The organism is Actinomadura litoris, assembly GCF_009733595.1.
In the GTDB taxonomy this organism is placed as follows: domain Bacteria; phylum Actinomycetota; class Actinomycetes; order Streptosporangiales; family Streptosporangiaceae; genus Spirillospora; species Spirillospora litoris.
In genome coordinates this window covers 21,751-39,106 of the sequence record NZ_WOFH01000019.1, presented here as the reverse complement: position 1 = coordinate 39,106, position 17,356 = coordinate 21,751, and the positions used below count along the sequence as shown (strand labels likewise).

Annotated in this window: 15 protein-coding genes; 5 read left to right on the top strand and 10 right to left on the bottom strand. The window is 74.4% G+C overall.

Going from position 1 to position 17,356, the window contains the following annotated elements; all coding sequences use genetic code 11:
• Positions 1 to 27: 27 nt before the first annotated feature.
• The 4 genes from GNZ18_RS37215 (at position 28) to GNZ18_RS37200 (ending at position 4,362) form a co-directional block, all read left to right on the top strand.
• On the top strand, positions 28 to 759 hold the full coding sequence (locus GNZ18_RS37215) for an ABC transporter ATP-binding protein (RefSeq protein ID WP_214620975.1): 732 nt from the start codon (positions 28 to 30) through the stop codon (positions 757 to 759).
• Complete coding sequence (locus GNZ18_RS37210) at positions 756 to 3,203, top strand: FtsX-like permease family protein (RefSeq protein ID WP_156221687.1); 2,448 nt, start codon at positions 756 to 758, stop codon at positions 3,201 to 3,203. Before GNZ18_RS37215 ends, GNZ18_RS37210 begins: the two co-directional genes overlap by 4 nt.
• Positions 3,204 to 3,224: 21 nt before the next feature.
• Positions 3,225 to 3,398 (top strand): hypothetical protein, encoded by a 174-nt coding sequence (locus GNZ18_RS37205; RefSeq protein WP_156221685.1) that lies wholly within the window; start codon positions 3,225 to 3,227, stop codon positions 3,396 to 3,398.
• 124 nt (positions 3,399 to 3,522) lie between these two features.
• Positions 3,523 to 4,362 (top strand): DUF4253 domain-containing protein, encoded by an 840-nt coding sequence (locus GNZ18_RS37200; protein ID WP_156221683.1) that lies wholly within the window; start codon positions 3,523 to 3,525, stop codon positions 4,360 to 4,362.
• A gap of 27 nt (positions 4,363 to 4,389) precedes the next feature.
• Here the strand turns inward: GNZ18_RS37200 and GNZ18_RS37195 are convergent, their stop codons facing one another.
• From GNZ18_RS37195 to GNZ18_RS37160, 8 genes are all read right to left on the bottom strand, one after another.
• Positions 4,390 to 6,354, bottom strand: coding sequence for an ATP-binding SpoIIE family protein phosphatase (locus GNZ18_RS37195; protein ID WP_156221681.1), 1,965 nt, complete (start codon positions 6,352 to 6,354; stop codon positions 4,390 to 4,392).
• 213 nt (positions 6,355 to 6,567) lie between these two features.
• Positions 6,568 to 7,335, bottom strand: coding sequence for an SDR family oxidoreductase (locus GNZ18_RS37190; RefSeq protein ID WP_156221679.1), 768 nt, complete (start codon positions 7,333 to 7,335; stop codon positions 6,568 to 6,570).
• Between the two features lie 41 nt (positions 7,336 to 7,376).
• Positions 7,377 to 8,237, bottom strand: coding sequence for a spermidine synthase (locus tag GNZ18_RS37185; RefSeq protein WP_156221677.1), 861 nt, complete (start codon positions 8,235 to 8,237; stop codon positions 7,377 to 7,379).
• Positions 8,238 to 8,246: 9 nt separating this feature from the next.
• A complete protein-coding gene (locus GNZ18_RS37180) occupies positions 8,247 to 9,305 on the bottom strand; it encodes an ABC transporter ATP-binding protein (protein ID WP_214620980.1) in 1,059 nt (352 codons plus the stop codon).
• On the bottom strand, positions 9,289 to 10,302 hold the full coding sequence (locus GNZ18_RS37175; protein WP_216651568.1) for an ABC transporter ATP-binding protein: 1,014 nt from the start codon (positions 10,300 to 10,302) through the stop codon (positions 9,289 to 9,291). Before GNZ18_RS37175 ends, GNZ18_RS37180 begins: the two co-directional genes overlap by 17 nt.
• Before the next feature lie 19 nt (positions 10,303 to 10,321).
• A complete protein-coding gene (locus tag GNZ18_RS37170) occupies positions 10,322 to 11,266 on the bottom strand; it encodes an ABC transporter permease (protein WP_156221673.1) in 945 nt (314 codons plus the stop codon).
• Positions 11,267 to 11,339: 73 nt separating this feature from the next.
• Positions 11,340 to 12,266, bottom strand: coding sequence for an ABC transporter permease (locus GNZ18_RS37165; protein WP_156221671.1), 927 nt, complete (start codon positions 12,264 to 12,266; stop codon positions 11,340 to 11,342).
• 6 nt (positions 12,267 to 12,272) lie between these two features.
• Complete coding sequence (locus GNZ18_RS37160; RefSeq protein WP_156221669.1) at positions 12,273 to 13,907, bottom strand: peptide ABC transporter substrate-binding protein; 1,635 nt, start codon at positions 13,905 to 13,907, stop codon at positions 12,273 to 12,275.
• 198 nt (positions 13,908 to 14,105) lie between these two features.
• On the opposite strand from GNZ18_RS37160, the gene GNZ18_RS37155 reads away from it, so the two are divergent.
• Entirely contained in the window at positions 14,106 to 15,488 is a 1,383-nt protein-coding gene (locus GNZ18_RS37155) for a M20/M25/M40 family metallo-hydrolase (RefSeq protein ID WP_312874957.1), read from the top strand.
• 16 nt (positions 15,489 to 15,504) lie between these two features.
• On the opposite strand, the gene GNZ18_RS37150 is transcribed toward GNZ18_RS37155, so the two are convergent.
• Positions 15,505 to 16,281: an ABC transporter permease gene (locus GNZ18_RS37150; protein WP_156221665.1), complete on the bottom strand. Its 777-nt coding sequence runs from the start codon at positions 16,279 to 16,281 to the stop codon at positions 15,505 to 15,507.
• Positions 16,278 to 17,285 (bottom strand): ATP-binding cassette domain-containing protein, encoded by a 1,008-nt coding sequence (locus GNZ18_RS37145; protein ID WP_156221663.1) that lies wholly within the window; start codon positions 17,283 to 17,285, stop codon positions 16,278 to 16,280. Before GNZ18_RS37145 ends, GNZ18_RS37150 begins: the two co-directional genes overlap by 4 nt.
• Positions 17,286 to 17,356: the final 71 nt, after the last annotated feature.

Below are 17,356 nucleotides of genomic sequence, written 5' to 3'. Positions count from 1 at the left end.
GGTGAGCGGCGATCTGACGGAGGGACCATGACGACGATGACGGCCGAGGCGACCGCGGTGGCGGTGAGCCTGGAGTCGGTCACCAAGGACTACGGTGACGTGCGGGCGCTGGACGGCGTGAGCTGGGCGTTCCCACGCGGCGGGTTCACCGCCGTCATGGGGCCCTCGGGCTCGGGCAAGAGCACGTTCCTGCACTGCGCGTCCGGGCTCGACCGGCCGAGCGCGGGCGCGGTCCGGATCGGCGGGACCGACATCGGCCGCCTCAGCGAGACCAGGCGGACGCGGCTGCGCCGCGAGCGGATCGGGTTCGTCTTCCAGGCGTTCAACCTGATCCCCTCGATGGACGTCGAGCAGAACATCACGCTCCCGCTCCAGTTGGCGGGGACGAAGGCCGACCCGGGCCGGGTCGCCGAGGTCGCCCGCCGCGTCGGGCTGGCCGACCGGCTGCGGCACCGGCCCTCGGAGCTGTCGGGCGGGCAGCAGCAGCGCGTCGCGCTCGCCCGCGCCCTGGTGACCCGCCCCGAGGTGGTGTTCGCGGACGAGCCGACCGGCGCGCTCGACCCCCGCACGGCCCGCGACGTCCTGCGGCTGCTGCGCGAGGCGGTCGACCTGGCCGGGCAGACGCTCGTGCTGGTCACCCACGACCCGATGGCGGCCGCCTGGGCCGACTCGGTGCTGTTCCTGAGCCGGGGGCGGATCGTCGACGAGATGACCTCCCCCACCGTCCAGGGCGTCATGAGCCGCTGGGAGTCGCTGTGAGCGCGGGCGGAAGGCGGATCGGGGGCGCGTTCGCGGGGGTGTTCGCGGCCCTGCTGTTCGCGGCGGCCCTGGTCGGGTCCTGCGGGGTGCTGCTGGAGTCGGCGCTGCGCGCGCACGCGCCGGTCGAGCGCTACGGCGCCGCGGCGGCCGTCGTCAGCGGGCCGGAGAAGGTCGAGGACATGCTGCGGCGGCCCGGGGACTCCCCCGAGCACCAGACCCGGCCGGTGGCCGAGCGCCCCCGGGTGCCGGTCGCCGCCGCCGCGAGGCTGCGGGCCGTCCCCGGTGTCCGGGGCGTGGTGGCGGACGTGTCGTTCCCCGTCCTGACGTCCACGGGGGCGTCGGTCAGCGGGCACGGATGGGACTCGGCCGCCCTCCGCCCCTACCGGCTGAGCGCCGGCCGGGCCCCGCGCGCGGCGGACGAGGTCGTCCTCAGCGAGTCCGCCGGGATCCCCGCCGGCAAGAGCGTGTCCTTGCAGGCGGGCGGGACGCCGCGTCCGTACCGGGTCACCGGGACGGTCGCGTCCGGACCCGGCGCGGCGTTCTTCACCCCCGCCGCGGCCGCAGCGCTCTACGGGCGCCCCGGCATGGCCGACGCCCTCGTGGTGACCGCCGACGGGAAGCTCGACGAGGGCGCGCTGCGCGCCGCCGTCCCCGGGCTGACGGTCGCGACCGGGGCCGCGCGCGGCGACGTCGAGGACCGCGCGGTCCTGGCCGCCCGCCCCGACATCGTGGACCTGGCGCTGTCGATCGGCGGCGTCGCGGTGATGACCGCGCTCGTGGTCGTCGGCGGGCTCATCGCCCTGGCGACGCGGGAGCGGGCGCGCGAGTTCGCGCTGCTGCGCGCGGTCGGCGCGACGCCCTGGCAGGTGCGCGGCAAGCTGCTGCGCGAGACGCTGTGGACCGGCGTCCCCGCCGCGCTGGTCGGCGGCGTCCTGTCGCTCGGGCTCGGCGCCGCGATGCACTCGCTCATGATCGGCAAGGACGCGCTGCCGCACGGGTTCGGGCTGTCGCTCAGCCCCCTCCCCGCGCTCGCCGCGTTCGCGATCACGATCGTCGCCGCCCTGCTCACGGCGCTGGTGGCATCGCTGCGCGTCTCCCGGATCCGTCCGGTCGAGGCGCTGGGCGAGTCCGCCGCCGAGCCCGCGCGGCTGCCCCGCTGGCGCCTGGTCACGGGTGTGGTGTTCGTCGTCGTCGGGCTGAACGCGCTCGGGGTGTCCACCGCCACCAGCGGCCCGACCGCCGCCGCGTCGGTCGGCGGGCTGGTGATCTCCCTGATCGTCGCGACCGCCCTGCTCGGGCCGCTGCTGGCCCGGCTCGGCAGCCGCCGGCTCGGCCGCCTGGCCGCACTCGCCTCCCCCGTGTCCGGACGGCTCGGCCGGCACGCGAGCGGCGCCGCCGCGCTGCGCGCCGGGTCGGTGCTCACCCCGGTCGCGCTGGCGATCGCGTTCGGCTGCACGCAGCTGTTCGCCCAGTCCACGATCGCCCACGCGACGCGGGGGCAGGCCGCCGACGGCAACCGCGCCGACCAGGTGATCGTCTCGGCCGGTCCGGGGCTCCCGGCCGGCGCCGCCGAGGCCGCGCGGCGCGTGCCCGGCGTGACCGCCGCGACCCCCGTCAAGCGGACCACGGTCGTGATGGCGGTCAAGGAACTCGGCGAGAAGGACCTCAGGACGCTGAACGCCCAGGGCGTCGGCGCGAGCGCCGAGGCGACCATGGACCCGAAGGTCCGCTCCGGGCGCCTCGCCGACCTGCGCGGCGGCACGGTCGCGCTCAGCCGCGACGTCGCCGCCGGGCTGCACGTCGGGTCGACCGCCCGGTTCTGGCTCGGCGACGGGACGCGCGTCCAGGCGCGCGTGGTCGCGATCTACGACCGGGGCCTCGGCTTCGGCGACGTGCTCCTCCCCCACGCGACGGCCGCCGCGCACTCCACCACGGCGCTGGACGACCACGTCCTCGTCCGGGGGAAGGCCGACCTGCGCCCGGTCGCCGCCGCCTACGCGGGGGCCCGGGTGGTCGACCGGGACGCCTACGGCGAGGCGCTGTCGCGGGAGCTGCGGCTCCAGGGCCTGGTCAGCCTGATCGTCGTCGCGGCGATCGGCGGGTTCATCGTCATCGGCGTCGTCACCACGCTCGCGCTCGCGACCGGCGCCAGGCGGCGCGAGTTCGCGCTGCTGCGGCTGGTCGGCGCGACCCGGCGGCAGGTCCTCGCGGCGCTGCGCTGGGAGGCCGCGATCGTCCTCGGCACCGGGCTGCTCACCGGCGCGGCCATCGCCCTGGTCACACTGCTGGCGCTCGCCATGGCCGTCACCGGGGCGCCGCTGCCCGCGATCTCCCCGGTCGCCGCCGCGGCGATCCTCGCGGGCGTCGCGGGCCCGGCCGCCGCCGCGATGCTCCTGCCGGCCCGCGCGATGCTGCGCCGCCGCTCGTCCCCCCGACTCCCCTGACCCACCGGAAGGAAGAACACGATGACCAACAACGGGCGCTGGACCATCTTCGGCGTGCTGCTCACCGTCAACGTCATGAGCAGCGTCATGCTGCGGGGCACCTGGTACCAGACCGTCATCAGCGTCGTCACCGGGCTGGGCGTGCTCGCCGTGGTGATCGACTACCTGGTCCGCGGGCGCGGCGGCGCGCGCTGACCCCGAGCCCCCGCTCCGCCGGGTTACCGAAGACGGCCGCTCCGGCCACGGCGGGTGCCCGACGCCGTTACCATCTCGGAGTGCCAAGATCCCGTTGGCATGCTCTGTACCGGAACGGCGTGAAATGGATGACGTAGAGGTCCGGCGGCACCTGCCGGGCAACCTGCCCCAGCTGTTCGCCGGCGGCGCGGAGGACGCCGCCGGGCGGACGCTGTCGGTGCCGCTGCCCGAAGGGGACGTGGTCTGGCCCGACCCCGGGTACCCGCAGCGGCAGCTGCTGCCGCGCCCCGCGTTCTGGCTCAGCGACGAGCCGGTCCACGGGGAGCTGTGGGGGCGGCTGCGGGCCGAGCACGAGCGGTCGGGGCTGTGGCCCCTGCTGATGGACGAGACCGACCAGCCGTGGGCCTCCGGGCAGATCGCGCCCGAGCCGGTCGAGGAGGTCGGCAACTACGTCCCCCACGCGTTCATGTACGAGGTGTGGGGCGACTGGGCGGCGCAGGCCGCCGACGGCGACCACGACGACCTCGCGCCCTTCGGGCGGCACTGCCCCGGCCCCGCCCCGGAGGGCCATCCGCTGGACGACCCGGACGCCATGGCCGACCGCTACGCCCGCTCCCTGTCGGCCCGCGGCCTGTCGCTCGGGCTCGTCGCCGTCGAGCGGGGCGCGGACGCCCTGGCCGCCGTCGGCTGGCAGGGCGCGCTCAACCACAACGAGTGGACGGCGCCGCTCGCCGCCGTCGTGCGGAGCTGGGAGGAGCGGTTCGGCGCCCGCGTCGTCGGGCTCGGCTTCAACACGCTGGAGCTGAGCGTCGCCGCGCCGCCGGTGACGACCCGGCACGCCGTCCATGTCGCGGCCGAGCACTGGGCGTTCTGCCCCGACATCCTGTTCCAGGGCCCCGGCACCCTCGCCGGGTACGCCGAGGAGATCCGCGGCAAGACGTGGTGGTCGTTCTGGTGGGACTGAGGCCGGGCCGGCGGCGCCGAGGGCGGGTCAGGACGTCCGCTGCTCGCACCAGACGACCTTGCCGCCGCTGGTGTGCCGGACGCCCCACCGCTCGGCGAGCCGCCCCACGACGTGCAGGCCGCGCCCCGAGTCGAGCATGTCGCCCTCGTCGTCGAGGCGGATGCGGGGACGGCCGTCGGAGTGGTCGAACACCTCGCACACGAGGCCGCCCTCGCGGACGAGCCGCAGCGTCACCCGGCCGCCCGCGTGCCGGATCGCGTTGGTGACCAGCTCCGACACCAGCAGCGCGGTGGTGTCGGCCAGCTCCCCGAGGTCCCAGCGGTCGAGCCGGTCGCGGACGAGCCCGCGCGCCCGCCGCACCGCCGCGGGCTCGGCGGGCAGCTCCCAGGACGCGTGGTGGTCGGAGGGGATGCGCCGCAGCCGCGCCACCAGCATCGCGATGTCGTCGCGGTGCTGGTCGTCGTAGACGCCGTCCAGCGCGGCCTGGCACAGCTCCTCCAGCGGCCGGGCGGTGGCGTCGCGGCCGAAGGTCTGCTGGAGCCGGGCGAGGCCGTCGTCGATGTCGCGGGCCCGGTTCTCCACGAGCCCGTCGGTGTAGAGGAACAGCAGCGTGCCGTCGTCGACGGTGAACTCGCGGCTGACGATCGGGCCGTCGCCGACGCCGAGCGGCGGGGCGGGCGGCACCGCGAGGTAGTCCGACTCGGCGCCGGGCGGGGCGATCAGCGGCGGCAGGTGCCCGGCGCTGGCGACCTCGCACCGGCCGCTGACCGCGTCGTAGACGACGTAGGCGCAGGTGGCGAAGTGCGGTTCGCGCTCGCCGAGCGTCCGCATCAGCGAGTCGAGCCGCTCCAGCGCCTCGGCGGGCGGCAGTTCGAGGCCGGCGAGGGTGTGGATGGCCGTGCGCAGCCGTCCCATCGTGACCGCGGCCTTCACGCCGTGCCCGGCCACGTCCCCGACGACGAGCGCGACCCGCGCGCCGGGCAGCGCGATCGACTCGTACCAGTCGCCGCCGACCTCGATGAGCCGGCTGCCGGGCAGGTAGCGGTGGTGGACCTCGACCGTGGAGGGCGCCGACAGGCCGGTGGGCAGCAGGCTGCGCTGGAGGGTGAGCGCGGTGGCACGCTCCCGCGAGTAGCGGCGCGCGGTCTCGACGAAGATGGACGCGCGGCCCGCGAACTCCATCCCGATCTCGACGTCGTAAGCGTCGAAGGGGCGGTGCGCGACGCTGCGGGTGCAGACGAAGAAGCCGAGCACGCCGGTCGGCGTGGTGATCGGCAGCAGCAGCATCGAGGCGCCCTTGAGCAGGTCGGCGACCGGCGGGCGGCGCCAGGTCGCGGCGATCCGCGCGGCGCCGTCGCCGCCGAGCCCCACCAGCACCGGCTCGGCCGTCTCCATGCACCGCGAGTAGGGGGTCCCGGCCGGGTAGGTGAGCGTCTCGCCGGTGGGGAACGTCGCGTCCCAGGCCGGGTCGCCGTCGTCGAAGCCGAGCGCCATCCGGCGCAGCAGCAGCGACCCGTCGGTGCCCGCCGGGGGCTCGTCGGCGTCGACGAGGCTCTCCAGCAGCAGCAGCGCGCCGGAGTTGCAGAAGTGCGGGACCAGCACGTCCATCAGGCCGCGCGCGAGCAGGTCGAGGTCGAGGGTGGAGCCGATGCGCGGGAGCGCGTCGTCCAGCAGCGCCCGGCGGATCACGGCGGGGTCGACGAACCGGTCGGCGAGCGGCACCGGCACCCGGACGACGGCGAGGGCCGCGAGGTCGGGCGAGCCGCCGCTCATCGGGTGCACGGTGACGACGGCGTCCAGCGTGCCGCCCGCCGGCGTCTCCACGGCGAGCATGGCCGTGCGCTCCCGCCCGGCCCGCAGCGCCTCCAGCAGCGGCCTGCGCGCTCCGGCGATCACCTCGTCGAGGTGGGCGCCGCGCAGTCCGCCCGGTATGCCGGACAGCACGCCGGCGGCGTTACGGTCGAACTGGAGTATTCTCCCCGACGAATCCATGCCGAGAATAAGAATTCGGGTGGACGACTCCATCGCTCGATTATGGGACATCGCGCGCCCCCGTGAGGCCGATACGGCGGGGGAAACCCGCACAGAACCCCGATCCCGTGGGCTTGGCGGGCCGTCCGCCTCCGTCGTCGACGGTGCGCGAAATTGGAATCCGCGGACACGTGGGCGCCTTTCACCCGCCGCTGATTTCGCGTATATGCGCCGCTATCTGGGAAAAGACGCGTCGAGGAACTCCTGCCATGTCCGGCGGCCCGTGGCGCCGCCCGGGGCGAGGTGCAGGCCGGCCCGGAACCCGCGCATCGCCCGGCCCGGAACCGGCAGCGGCAGCCGCGTGCGGCGCCGCCCTCGGGCCAGCAGGTAGGTGCGCGCCATCTCCTCCAGCGTCAGCACCTCCGGGCCGCCCATGTCGTCGGCGCGGCGGGCGGGCCCGGCGCCGAGCGCGAACCCGGCGAGCCGGTCGGCGACCTCGGCGACCTCGACCGGCTGGCAGCGCAGCCCGGTCGGCAGCGGCATGACGCCCGGGGCCCGGGAGAGGTAGTCCAGGACGGCGGCGGGCAGCGAGTGGAACTGCGTGGCGCGCAGGATCGTGTAGGGCAGCCCCGACTTCTCGATCATCCGCTCGACCGTGTGCTTGATCGTGTAGTAGCGGTAGGGGATCCGGTCGACGCCGACGATCGAGACGTAGACGAGGTGGGGCGCGCCCTGCTCCCGCGCGGCCTCGATGAGGTTGCGGGCGGCGGGCAGGTCGCTCTTGGGGTGCCGGGGGTCGCTGGCGCAGTGCACGATCGTCTCGGCGCCCTCCAGCGCGGCGCGGACGCCCTCCCCGGTCGCCAGGTCGCCCCTGGCCCAGGCCATGCCGTCCGCGGGTTCCCTGGCGCCTCGGCTGAGCCCGCGCACGTCCGCGCCGGCGGCCCGCAGGGCCCGGGTGAGCGGGCGGCCGAGCGTGCCGCTCGCCCCGGTCACGATGATCATGTGCTCCCCTCCATGCCGGCGCCGGGCGGCGCCGGCGGACGTCAGGACTTGCCGAAGGTCCGCGGCGGCGGGACGGGCGCGGTGACCTCCTCGCCGTCGCGCAGCGGCGCGACGCCGGCGCAGAAGCCGGCCAGGTCGTGGCCCTCCACGACGCGGGCCCGGGTGATGCCGCCCGCCGCGCGGCGGGTCAGCACGTCCACCGGCAGCGGCGCCCGGGACGCGGCGACGATCAGGTTGCCGAACCGGCGCCCCCGCAGCACGCCCGGGTCGCCCATCAGCAGCGCTTGCGGGAACACCGAGCGGACCGTCGCGGCGACCCGGCGGGCGAACGGCAGCCGGAACCCGTCGGCGACGTTGACCAGGTACGCGCCGCCGGGGCGCAGCACCCGCGCGACGTCCTCGACGAACTCGCGGGTGGCCAGCTCGACCGGCATCGACGCCTCGGCGAACGCGTCCATCACGACCAGGTCGTCGGCGGCGTCGGGCAGCGCGGCGATCCCGGCGCGCCCGTCGGTGACGCGGATCCTCAGCCCCGGCACGCCCTTGACGGGGAGCCGCTCGCGGACGACCGCCACGAGTTCGCCGTCCGGCTCCAGCACGACCTGCCGCGAGCCGGGGCGGGTCGCGGCGACGTAGCGCGGCAGCGTGCATCCGGCGCCGCCGATGTGCACCGCGTCGAGCGCGTCGCCCTCCGGGGCGATCGCGTCGACGCAGTCGCCCATGAGCCGCATGTACTCGAAGTCGAGGTAGGTCGGGTCGGACAGGTCCACATACGACTGCGGGACCCCGCCCACCAGCAGCATCCAGCCGCCGTCCCGGTCGGTGTCGCGCAGGAACTCGGCCTCTCCCCCGGCGATCGGGTACCGGTCGGGCCAGGGACCCCGCCTGCCCTTGCGTGCCATGACCCCACCCTACGGAACCGCCTCGGGGCGCTCGTCCGGGGTGGCGTCCGGGGCGCTCCCCGGGGCGTGGTCCTCGGCGGCGAAGTGGCAGGCGCTCGGGTGCGCGGAGCCGTCGCGCGCCGCGAGCGCGGGCTCGTCGGCGGCGCAGACGTCGCGCGCCTTCCAGCAGCGGGTGCGGAACCGGCACCCGGACGGCGGGTCCAGCGGCGAGGGCGGCTCCCCCTCCAGCCGGAACCCCTCGGCGAAGCCCGGCGCGTCCGGGTCGGGGACGGGGACGGCCGACAGCAGCGCCTGCGTGTAGGGGTGGGTCGGGTGCTCGTAGATCTGCGCGCCGTCGCCGGTCTCCACGACCTTGCCGAGGTACATGACCGCGACGCGGTCGGAGATGTGGCGGACCGCCGCCAGGTCGTGCGCGATGAACACATACGCCACGCCCAGCTCGCGCTGGAGGCTCGCGAGCAGGTTCATGACCTGCGCCTGCACGGACACGTCCAGCGCCGACACCGGCTCGTCGCAGACGATCACGTCGGGGCGCAGCGCGAGGGCGCGGGCGATCCCGACGCGCTGGCGCTGCCCGCCGGAGAACTGGTGCGGGTAGCGGTTGACGTGGTCCGGGTCGAGGCCGACCAGCTCCAGCAGCTCCTGGACGCGGGCGCGCCGCTCCCCCTTGGGCGCCGCGTCGGGGTGGATCGCGAACGGCTCCCCCACGATGTCGCCGACCGTCATCCGGGGGTTGAGGGAGGAGTAGGGGTCCTGCATGACCATCTGGACGCGGCGCCGCAGCGCGCGCAGCTCGCCCCGCGGCAGCGCGAAGACGTCGCGCCCCTCGAACCGGACGGTCCCGGCGGTGGGGCGCTCGGCCGCGAGCAGCAGCTTGGCGAGCGTCGACTTCCCGCACCCCGACTCCCCGACGACGCCGAGCGTCTCGCCGCGCGCCAGCTCCAGGTCGACGCCGTCCACGGCCCGGACCTGCCCGACGGCCCGCTTCAGCAGCACCCCGCGGGTCACCGGGTAGTGCTTGACCAGGCCCTCCACCCGCAGGATGGGGTCCTCACTCGGCTGCGGCACCGTGCACCTCCGGGGCGAAGTGGCAGGCGGACTCGTGGCCGGGCGCGACGGTCACCAGCGGCGGCGGCTCCGCCGAGCACAGCGCCTCGGCGCGCGGGCAGCGCGGCGCGAACGCGCAGCCGGGCGGCAGCGCCGCCGGGTTCGGCGGCGCCCCCTTGATCGGGACGAGCGGCGCGCCGCGCCGGTCCAGGCGCGGCACCGAGGCCAGCAGCCCCCGCGTGTAGGGGTGGGCGGGCCGCGCGTACAGCTCCCGCGCGGGCGCCCGCTCGGCGACCGACCCCGCGTACATCACGACGATCCGGTCCGCGACGCCCGCGACGACCCCGAGGTCGTGGGTGATCAGCACCATGCCCATCCGCAGCTCGTCCTGGAGCGCCGCGAGCAGCCGCATGATCTGCGCCTGGACGGTCACGTCCAGCGCGGTGGTGGGCTCGTCGGCGATCAGCACGTCCGGCTCCAGCGCCAGCGCCATCGCGATCATGATGCGCTGGCGCATGCCGCCGGAGAACTGGTGCGGGTGGTCGCCGAGCCGCCTGGCCGCCGACGGGATCCGCACCCGCTCCATCAGCTCCACGGCCTTCGCCGTCGCCTCCTTGCGCCGCATGCCCCGGTGCACCTGGTACATCTCGCGGATCTGGTCGCCGACCGTGAACACCGGGTTCAGCGCGGTCAGCGCGTCCTGGAAGATCATCGAGATGCGGTCGCCCCGGTAGGCGCGGCGGCGGCGCTCGGGCAGGCCGAGCAGCTCCTCGCCGCGCAGCCGCACCGACCCGCGCGCGATCCGCGCGGGCGGGGTGTCGAGGATGCCCATGACGGCCTGCGCCGCCACGCTCTTGCCCGACCCCGACTCGCCGAGGATCGCGACCGTCTCGCCCTCGGCGAGGGTGTAGGACAGGCCGTTCACCGCCCGCACGTCCTGGCCCCGGACGTCGAACCGCACGTGCAGGTCGTCCACCGCGAGGAGCGGCGCGCCGTCTTTCCCCAGGTCCGTCGTCATCTCCGCCGTCATCTCCTGCTCACCGCAGCTTCGGGTCGAGGGCGTCGCGGACGGCGTCGCCGAGCATCAGGAAGCTCAGCACCGTGGCCGACAGCAGCACCGCGGGGAACACCAGCAGGTGGGGGTGGTCGACGAAGGCGTCCTTGGCCTGGTTGAGCTGGAGGCCCCACGACACCTGCGGGTACTGGAGGCCGACGCCGAGGAAGTCCAGCGTCGCCTCCCCGGCGATCACGTTCCCGACGTTGAGGGTCGCGACGACGATCACCGGGGCGAGCGCGTTCGGCAGGATGTGCCGGGCCATGATCCGCGCGTCGGACGCGCCGAGCAGCCGCGCGGCCTGCACGTAGTCGGCGTCCCTGACCGAGATGACCTGGCCGCGCATGATCCGGATCATCGTCGTCCAGCCGAGCAGCACCAGCACCAGCGTCATCGCGCCGACGCCGTGGCTCGGGAAGGCCACCAGGATCACGGTGGCGCCGAGCACGAACGGCAGCCCGAAGAACACGTCGGTGATCCGGGCGACCAGCGCGTCCAGCAGCCCGCCGTAGTAGCCCGCGAGCATCCCGAACACCAGCGCGATCGCGAACGCGAACAGCGTGACCGCGACGCCGATCAGCAGCGTCGGCCGGGCGCCGTGCACGACGTGCGCGTAGTAGTCGCAGCCCGCGAGGTCGGTGCCGAACCAGTGGCCGCCGGACGGGCCGAGCTTCGCGCTGTTCGGGTCGCAGCCCTCGTTGACGCCCTTGGAGGTGAACAGCCTCGGGACGGCCGCCATCACCGCGACCAGCGCGAGGAACACCGCCGACGCCCAGAACACCCAGCGGCGCCGCAGGTCGCGCCACGCGTCGTCCCACAGCGACGCCCGGCCGATCTCGCCGCCCGCGACGGCGAGCGCCGCCGCCGCGGGCTCGGCGGCCGCCACCGCCGGTTCGGGGCCCGGCACGCCCGGTTCATCGGTCTTCATCGCCCACGCCTCACCGCGCCCGCGCGCGCTCCGTCGGTCGCCCTCACCCGTGCCCTCACCCGTGCGGCCGCCCTCACTCGTACCTGATCCGGGGGTCCAGGAACCCGTACAGCAGGTCCACCAGCAGGTTGACGAGCAGGAAGATCAGCACCAGCACGGTGACCGCGCCGACCACGACCGGCCCCTCCTTGAGCTGGATCGACTGGAACACCTGCTGCCCGATGCCGGGGAGGTTGAAGATCCCCTCGGTGACGACCGCGCCGCCCATCAGCGACCCGAAGTCCACGCCGAGGTAGGTCACGACGGGGATCAGCGAGTTGCGCAGCGCGTGCCGCCCGACGACCCGCGCCCGCGACAGCCCCTTGGCGTTCGCGGTCCGCACGTAGTCGGCGCGCAGGTTCTCGGCGAGGCTGGTGCGGGTGAGCCGCGCGACGTAGGAGAGCCCGAGCGAGCCGAGCACCATCCCGGGCAGCAGGTAGCTCATCGGCCAGCCGTCGTCGGTCCCGGCCGTGGGGAAGACCTTCCAGTGCAGGCCCAGCAGGATCTGCGCGGTGTAGCCGAGCACGAACACCGGCACCGCGATCAGCAGCGTCGTCCCGCCGAGGACGAGGGTGTCGGCGAGCCTCCCGCGCCGCAGGCCCGCCCACACGCCGAGCAGGAGCCCGAGGGCCAGCTCGAACAGCCAGGCGGTGACGGCGAGCTGCGCGGTCACCGTCCAGCGCCCCGAGAGCATCTCCGACACCTTCTGGCCCGTGTAGTTCTCGCCGAGGTTGCCCTGGAGCAGGCCCCACATGTACTTGCCGTACTGCACCAGCAGCGGGTCGTTGAGGTTGTAGCGCTCCCGCAGCGTCTGGAGGACGTTCTCCGGGATGGGCTTGTCCCCCGCGAGGGCCTGGATCGGGTCGCCCGGCAGGGCGAACACCATCGCGTAGATGAGCAGCGTCGTGCCGATGAAGACGGGGACCGCCTGGAGCAGCCGCCTGAGGACGTAGCGCCACATCGCCGGCTACTTCACGGTCACTTCGTAGGCGAGGAGACCCGTCGCGTACGGGGTGATGGTGACGTTGCCGACCCGGTCGGAGCGCCCGCCCTGGCCCGCCCACGTCCACAGCGGGATCATCGGCATCTCGCGGATCGCGACGTCCTCGGCCTGGTTGTAGAACCTGAGCGCCTCCTGCGGGTCGGCCGTCCGGTTCGCCTTGCCGACGAGGCCGTCGAACTCCTTGCTCGTCCACCCCATGCGGTTGGCGCTCGACAGCCACATGTTCTCCAGGTAGTTCTGGGCGCTCGGGTAGTCGGCCTCCCAGTTCTGCCGGTAGGGGCCCTTCTCGGTGCGCTTGTTCAGCATCCCGAAGTAGTCGGACGCGGGGACCTGCCGGAACTGGATGTCCTGGATGCCGAGGTTCTGCCGCAGCGAGTTCGCGACGATCTGCATCCACTGGTAGTAGGTCGGCTGCGCGTTGGAGAAGTACAGCTCCAGCGTCCCCTTGAACCCGCCCGACCTGGCGTACAGCTCCTTGGCCTTCGCCGGGTTGAAGGTGCACAGCTCGCCGCACGCGTTCGGCCGGTGCCCGGCGATGATCGCGGGGAGCAGCGAGTCGGCGGGGATGTAGTCGCCGTTGTAGACCGCCTTGTTGATGCCCTGCCGGTCGATCGCCATCGAGATCGCGCGCCGCAGGTCGGGGTTCGCGAACCGCTTGTCGAAGACCGGGAAGCCCAGGTAGTCGATCGTGCCCATCTTGCGCGGCAGGAACTTGTCGCCCAGCAGCCGCTTGGCCTCGGGCACCTTCCCGGCCGGGATCGTCTGGTAGACGTCGATGCGGCCCGCCCGCAGGTCGGTGTAGGCGGTGTCGGCGCTGGAGTAGCTCTTCCAGGTCACGCCCTTGTTCTTCGGCTTGCGCGGCCCGGTGTAACCGGGGTAGGCGACGAGTTTGATCTGCTTGTTGCGCTCCCACTTCCCGCTCATCATGTACGGGCCGTTGCCGATGGGGTGCTCCTCGAACGCGCGGAGGTCCTTCAGCCCGGCCTTCGGCATCGGCGCGAACGCCGGGTAGGTCAGCAGTAGCGGGAACTGGTTGAACGGGTCGTTGAGCGTGACCTTCAGCGTGTTCTGGTCGACCACCCGCACGCCCGACAGCGTGTCGGCCTCCGGCTTGGCGTTCTCGTCCTCGGGGTTCATCTCCGCGTACCCCTTGATGTGCGAGAAGTAGTCGTTGGCGTTGTAGGCGTGCGGACCGTAGGCGGCGTTGTTCCACCCGTCGGCGAAGCTGGCGGCGGTGACCGGCTCGCCGTTGTGGAACCTCCGGCCCGGCCTGACCTTGATCGTCCAGACCTTCTGGTCGTCGCTGGTGACCGACTCGGCCGCGAGGTTGTAGCCCTTGCCGTCCGGGGTGAGCCCCACGAGGTTGTCGAACAGGTTGCCGAGGACGTCGAAGGCGTAGCTGCTGGTGGTGTTGCCCGGCACGAGGTGGTCGGGCTCGGGGTGGCCGGCGGTGAACGTGCCGTCGCCCGCCTCCGCCCCGCCGCCGCAGGCCGACAACCCGAGCGTGGCCGCCAGCGCCGCCGCGCCCAGCGCCGCCGTCGCGCGCCGGCCGCGCCTGCGCCGGTGGACGTCACGGCTCGCACCCCTGAGGCTGGTCATGCTCCTCCTCGTGCCCTGTCGCGTACGCGGCGTGGCATCCGCCCGCGCTCTTCAGATTGGTGGCAGCGTCGTACCGGCGGGATGATTTGGGTACGGCGCTGAACGATTCGAAACCGGATCGATACGTTCTTGATCATTGGTTGACAGAGGTCAGCGCGGGGGGAAAATGAAGGTTTGTTGCGAAAGGTGGGTATCGGCGTGACGGAACCGAAGGTGCGCGAGGACGTCGGGGCCGCTCCGGCGCCCAGGGCCGCCGAGGCGGCCGGGGCTGAGGCGGCCGGGGCTGAGGCGGCCGGGGCTGAGGCGGCGGAGATCTGCTCCGCGCTGATCCGCATCGACACCACGAACCGGGGCGAGGGCGTGGCCCGTCCGGAGCGTCCGGCCGCCGAGTACGTCGCCGCGCTGCTGGACGAGGTGGGCGTCGCCGGCACGATCGTGGAGTCCGCCCCCGGCCGCGCCAGCCTGCTGGCGCGGATCCCGGGCACCGACCCCTCGCACCCGCCGTTCCTGATCCACGGGCATCTCGACGTGGTGCCCGCCGAGGCGTCGGAGTGGAGCGTTCCGCCCTTCTCGGGCGAGGTGCGGGACGGATGCGTGTGGGGGCGCGGCGCGGTCGACATGAAGGGCACGCTCGCGATGACGCTCGCGACCGTCCGGCGGCGGCTGCGCGAGGGCCGCCGCACCCGGGGCGACCTGGTGCTGGCCTTCCTCGCCGACGAGGAGTGCACGGGCGACCTCGGCTCCCGGTTCGTGGCCCGCGAGCACCCGGAGGTCTTCGAGGGGTGCACCGAGGCGATCAGCGAGTCGGGCGGCTTCAGCGTCCACGCGGGCGGCGCCCGGATCTATCCGATCGCGACCGGCGAGCGCGGCACGACCTGGATGCGGCTGACCGCGCACGGCACCGCGGGGCACGGCTCCAAGCCCGCGCCCGACAACCCGGTCGCCGAGATCGCGCACGCGGTCTCGCGCATCGCCTCCCACGAGTGGCCCGTCCGCCTGACGCCGGGCGTCCGGGCGCTGCTGGACGGCCTGGCCGCCGCGCTCGGCACCACGATCGACCACGACCGCCTCGACGAGGAGGCGCGGCGGCTCGGGCCGGCCGGGCGGCTGTTCGCGGGGACGATCCGCAACTCGGCCAACCCGACCCGGCTGGACGCCGGATACAAGATCAACGTCGTGCCGGGGACCGCGACCGCGCAGGTCGACGGCCGGTACCTGCCGGGCACCGGCGAGGAGTTCCTGGCCACGATCGACCGGCTGCTCGGCCCGAAGGTGACGCGCGAGTTCGTCAACTACGAGGAGGCGCCCGCCGCCGATCCGGCGGGCGCCACCTTCGCCGATCTCGCCGCCGCGCTCCGCGCCGAGGACCCGGCGGCGCGTCCCGTCCCGTATGTGATGCCGGGCGGCACCGACGCCAAGTCCTTCCACGGGCTCGGCATCGCGAGCTTCGGGTTCGCGCCGCTGTTCCTCGGCCCGGACCTGGACTACTTCGGCATGTTCCACGGGGTCGACGAGCGCGTCCCGCTGGACGGCCTGGCCTTCGGCACCCGCGTCCTGGACCGGTTCCTCGACACCCGCTGACCGGGCGCCACCGCCGTCACTGCGACCTCTGGTAGCTGCGGAAGGAGAAGACCGCGAGCCCCACCGTCGCCGCCGCCAGCGCCAGCAGCGGGGCGGCGTGCCCCGCGACCGCGCCCCAGTCCGGGTCGTCGGCGAGCGCCGCGCGTCCGGCGTCCAGGGCCCAGCTCACCGGGTTCCCGGACGCGACGTGCCGCATCCAGCCCGGCATCAGGCCCTTGGCCATGAACGCCGAGGACAGGAACGTCAGCGGGAGCAGCAGCATCACGTTCAGCATGATGATGGTGTTCCGGTCGCGCACCAGCAGCGCGAGCGTGGTGGACAGCTCGGCGAGCACGACGCCGATCAGCACCGACGCCGCGACGAGGATCGGCAGCCCGGCGGCGGCGCCCGGGTAGTGCGCGCCGCCGGCCCAGCCGAGCGCGATGATGACCAGCGACTGGAACGCGGTGCTGAGCGCCTGCTCGATCACGCCCGCGTTGGCGAGCGCGCTCCGCCGCACCGGGGTGACCAGGAACCGGTTGAGGGTGCCGCGCTCGATCTCGTCGAGCGTGGCCATCCCGGCGAAGGAGTTCAGCGACACCGCGTTCATGATCACGACGCCGGGGACGAGGTAGTCCAGGTAGGACCCGGCGCCGAAGCCGGGCAGCTCCACGACCCGCTTGAAGAGCTGGCCGAACAGGAACAGCCAGATGACCGGCTGGGCGAGCGACATGATCAGCATCGCGGGGTTGCGGACGAGCGCGGACAGCCGGCGGTGCGTCATCCACCAGGTCCCGGCGATCAGGGCGGTCATCGGGCGCCTCCCGTGGCGGCGGGCTCGGCGGCCGCGTCGGCGGTGCCCGCGGTGTCGGCCTGGGCGAAGCGGCGGCCCGCGTAGCGCAGGTAGACGTCGTCCAGGGACGGTCGCGCGACGGTCACCGCGGCGGCCGGCACCCCGGCCTGGTCGAGCGCGGCGAGGACGGCGGGCACGGCGGCGGCGCCGTCGTCGGCGCGCGCGCTGAGCCGCGGGCCGTCCAGGACCACGTCGCGGAGGCCGGGCAGCCGGCCGAGCGCGGCCCGCACCGGCGCCTCCTCGGGGGTCTCGCCCCACTCCAGGTGGACGGCGTCGCCGCGCAGCTCGCCCTTCAGCGCGTCCGGCGTGCCCTCGGCGACGACACCGCCCCGGTCGACGATGGCCAGCCGCCGCGCGAGCCGGTCGGCCTCGTCCAGGTAGTGGGTGGTGAGCAGGATCGCCAGGGCCTCGTCCCCGGCGAGGGCGGCGATCTCCGCCCACATCGACGCGCGCGCCTCCGGGTCGAGGCCGGTGGTGGGCTCGTCCAGGAACAGCACGCGCGGCCGGTGGACGAGGCCGAGCGCCACGTCCAGCCGCCGCCGCGTCCCCCCGGAATAGGTCTTCACCTTCCGGGAGGCCGCCTCCCCCAGCCCGAACCGCTCCAGCAGCTCGTCGGCGCGGCGGCGGGCCTGCGCGCCGCCCGTCCCGTACAGCCGGGCCTGCAGGACGAGGTTCTCGCGGCCGGTGGCCTCGGGGTCGGCGCCCGAGCGCTGCGACACGACGCCGATGACGCGGCGGACCCGGTCGGGGCGGCGGAGCACGTCGTGCCCGGCCACCGCCGCCGTGCCGGCGTCCGGCCTGACCAGCGTGGTGAGGATCTTGACGGTGGTGGACTTGCCGGCGCCGTTCGGGCCGAGCAGCCCGAGGATCTCGCCCTGCCCGAGGGTGATCGACAGTCCGTCCAGGGCCCGGACGTCGCCGGGGTAGTTCTTCACGAGGCCGTCGGCCTCGATGGCGTGAGCCATGGTCTCCTCCGTTGTCCGCGGAGGGCCCCGGGCTAGGCTGTGACTGCGGTCTCGCCGCCGGGGCCCGCTCC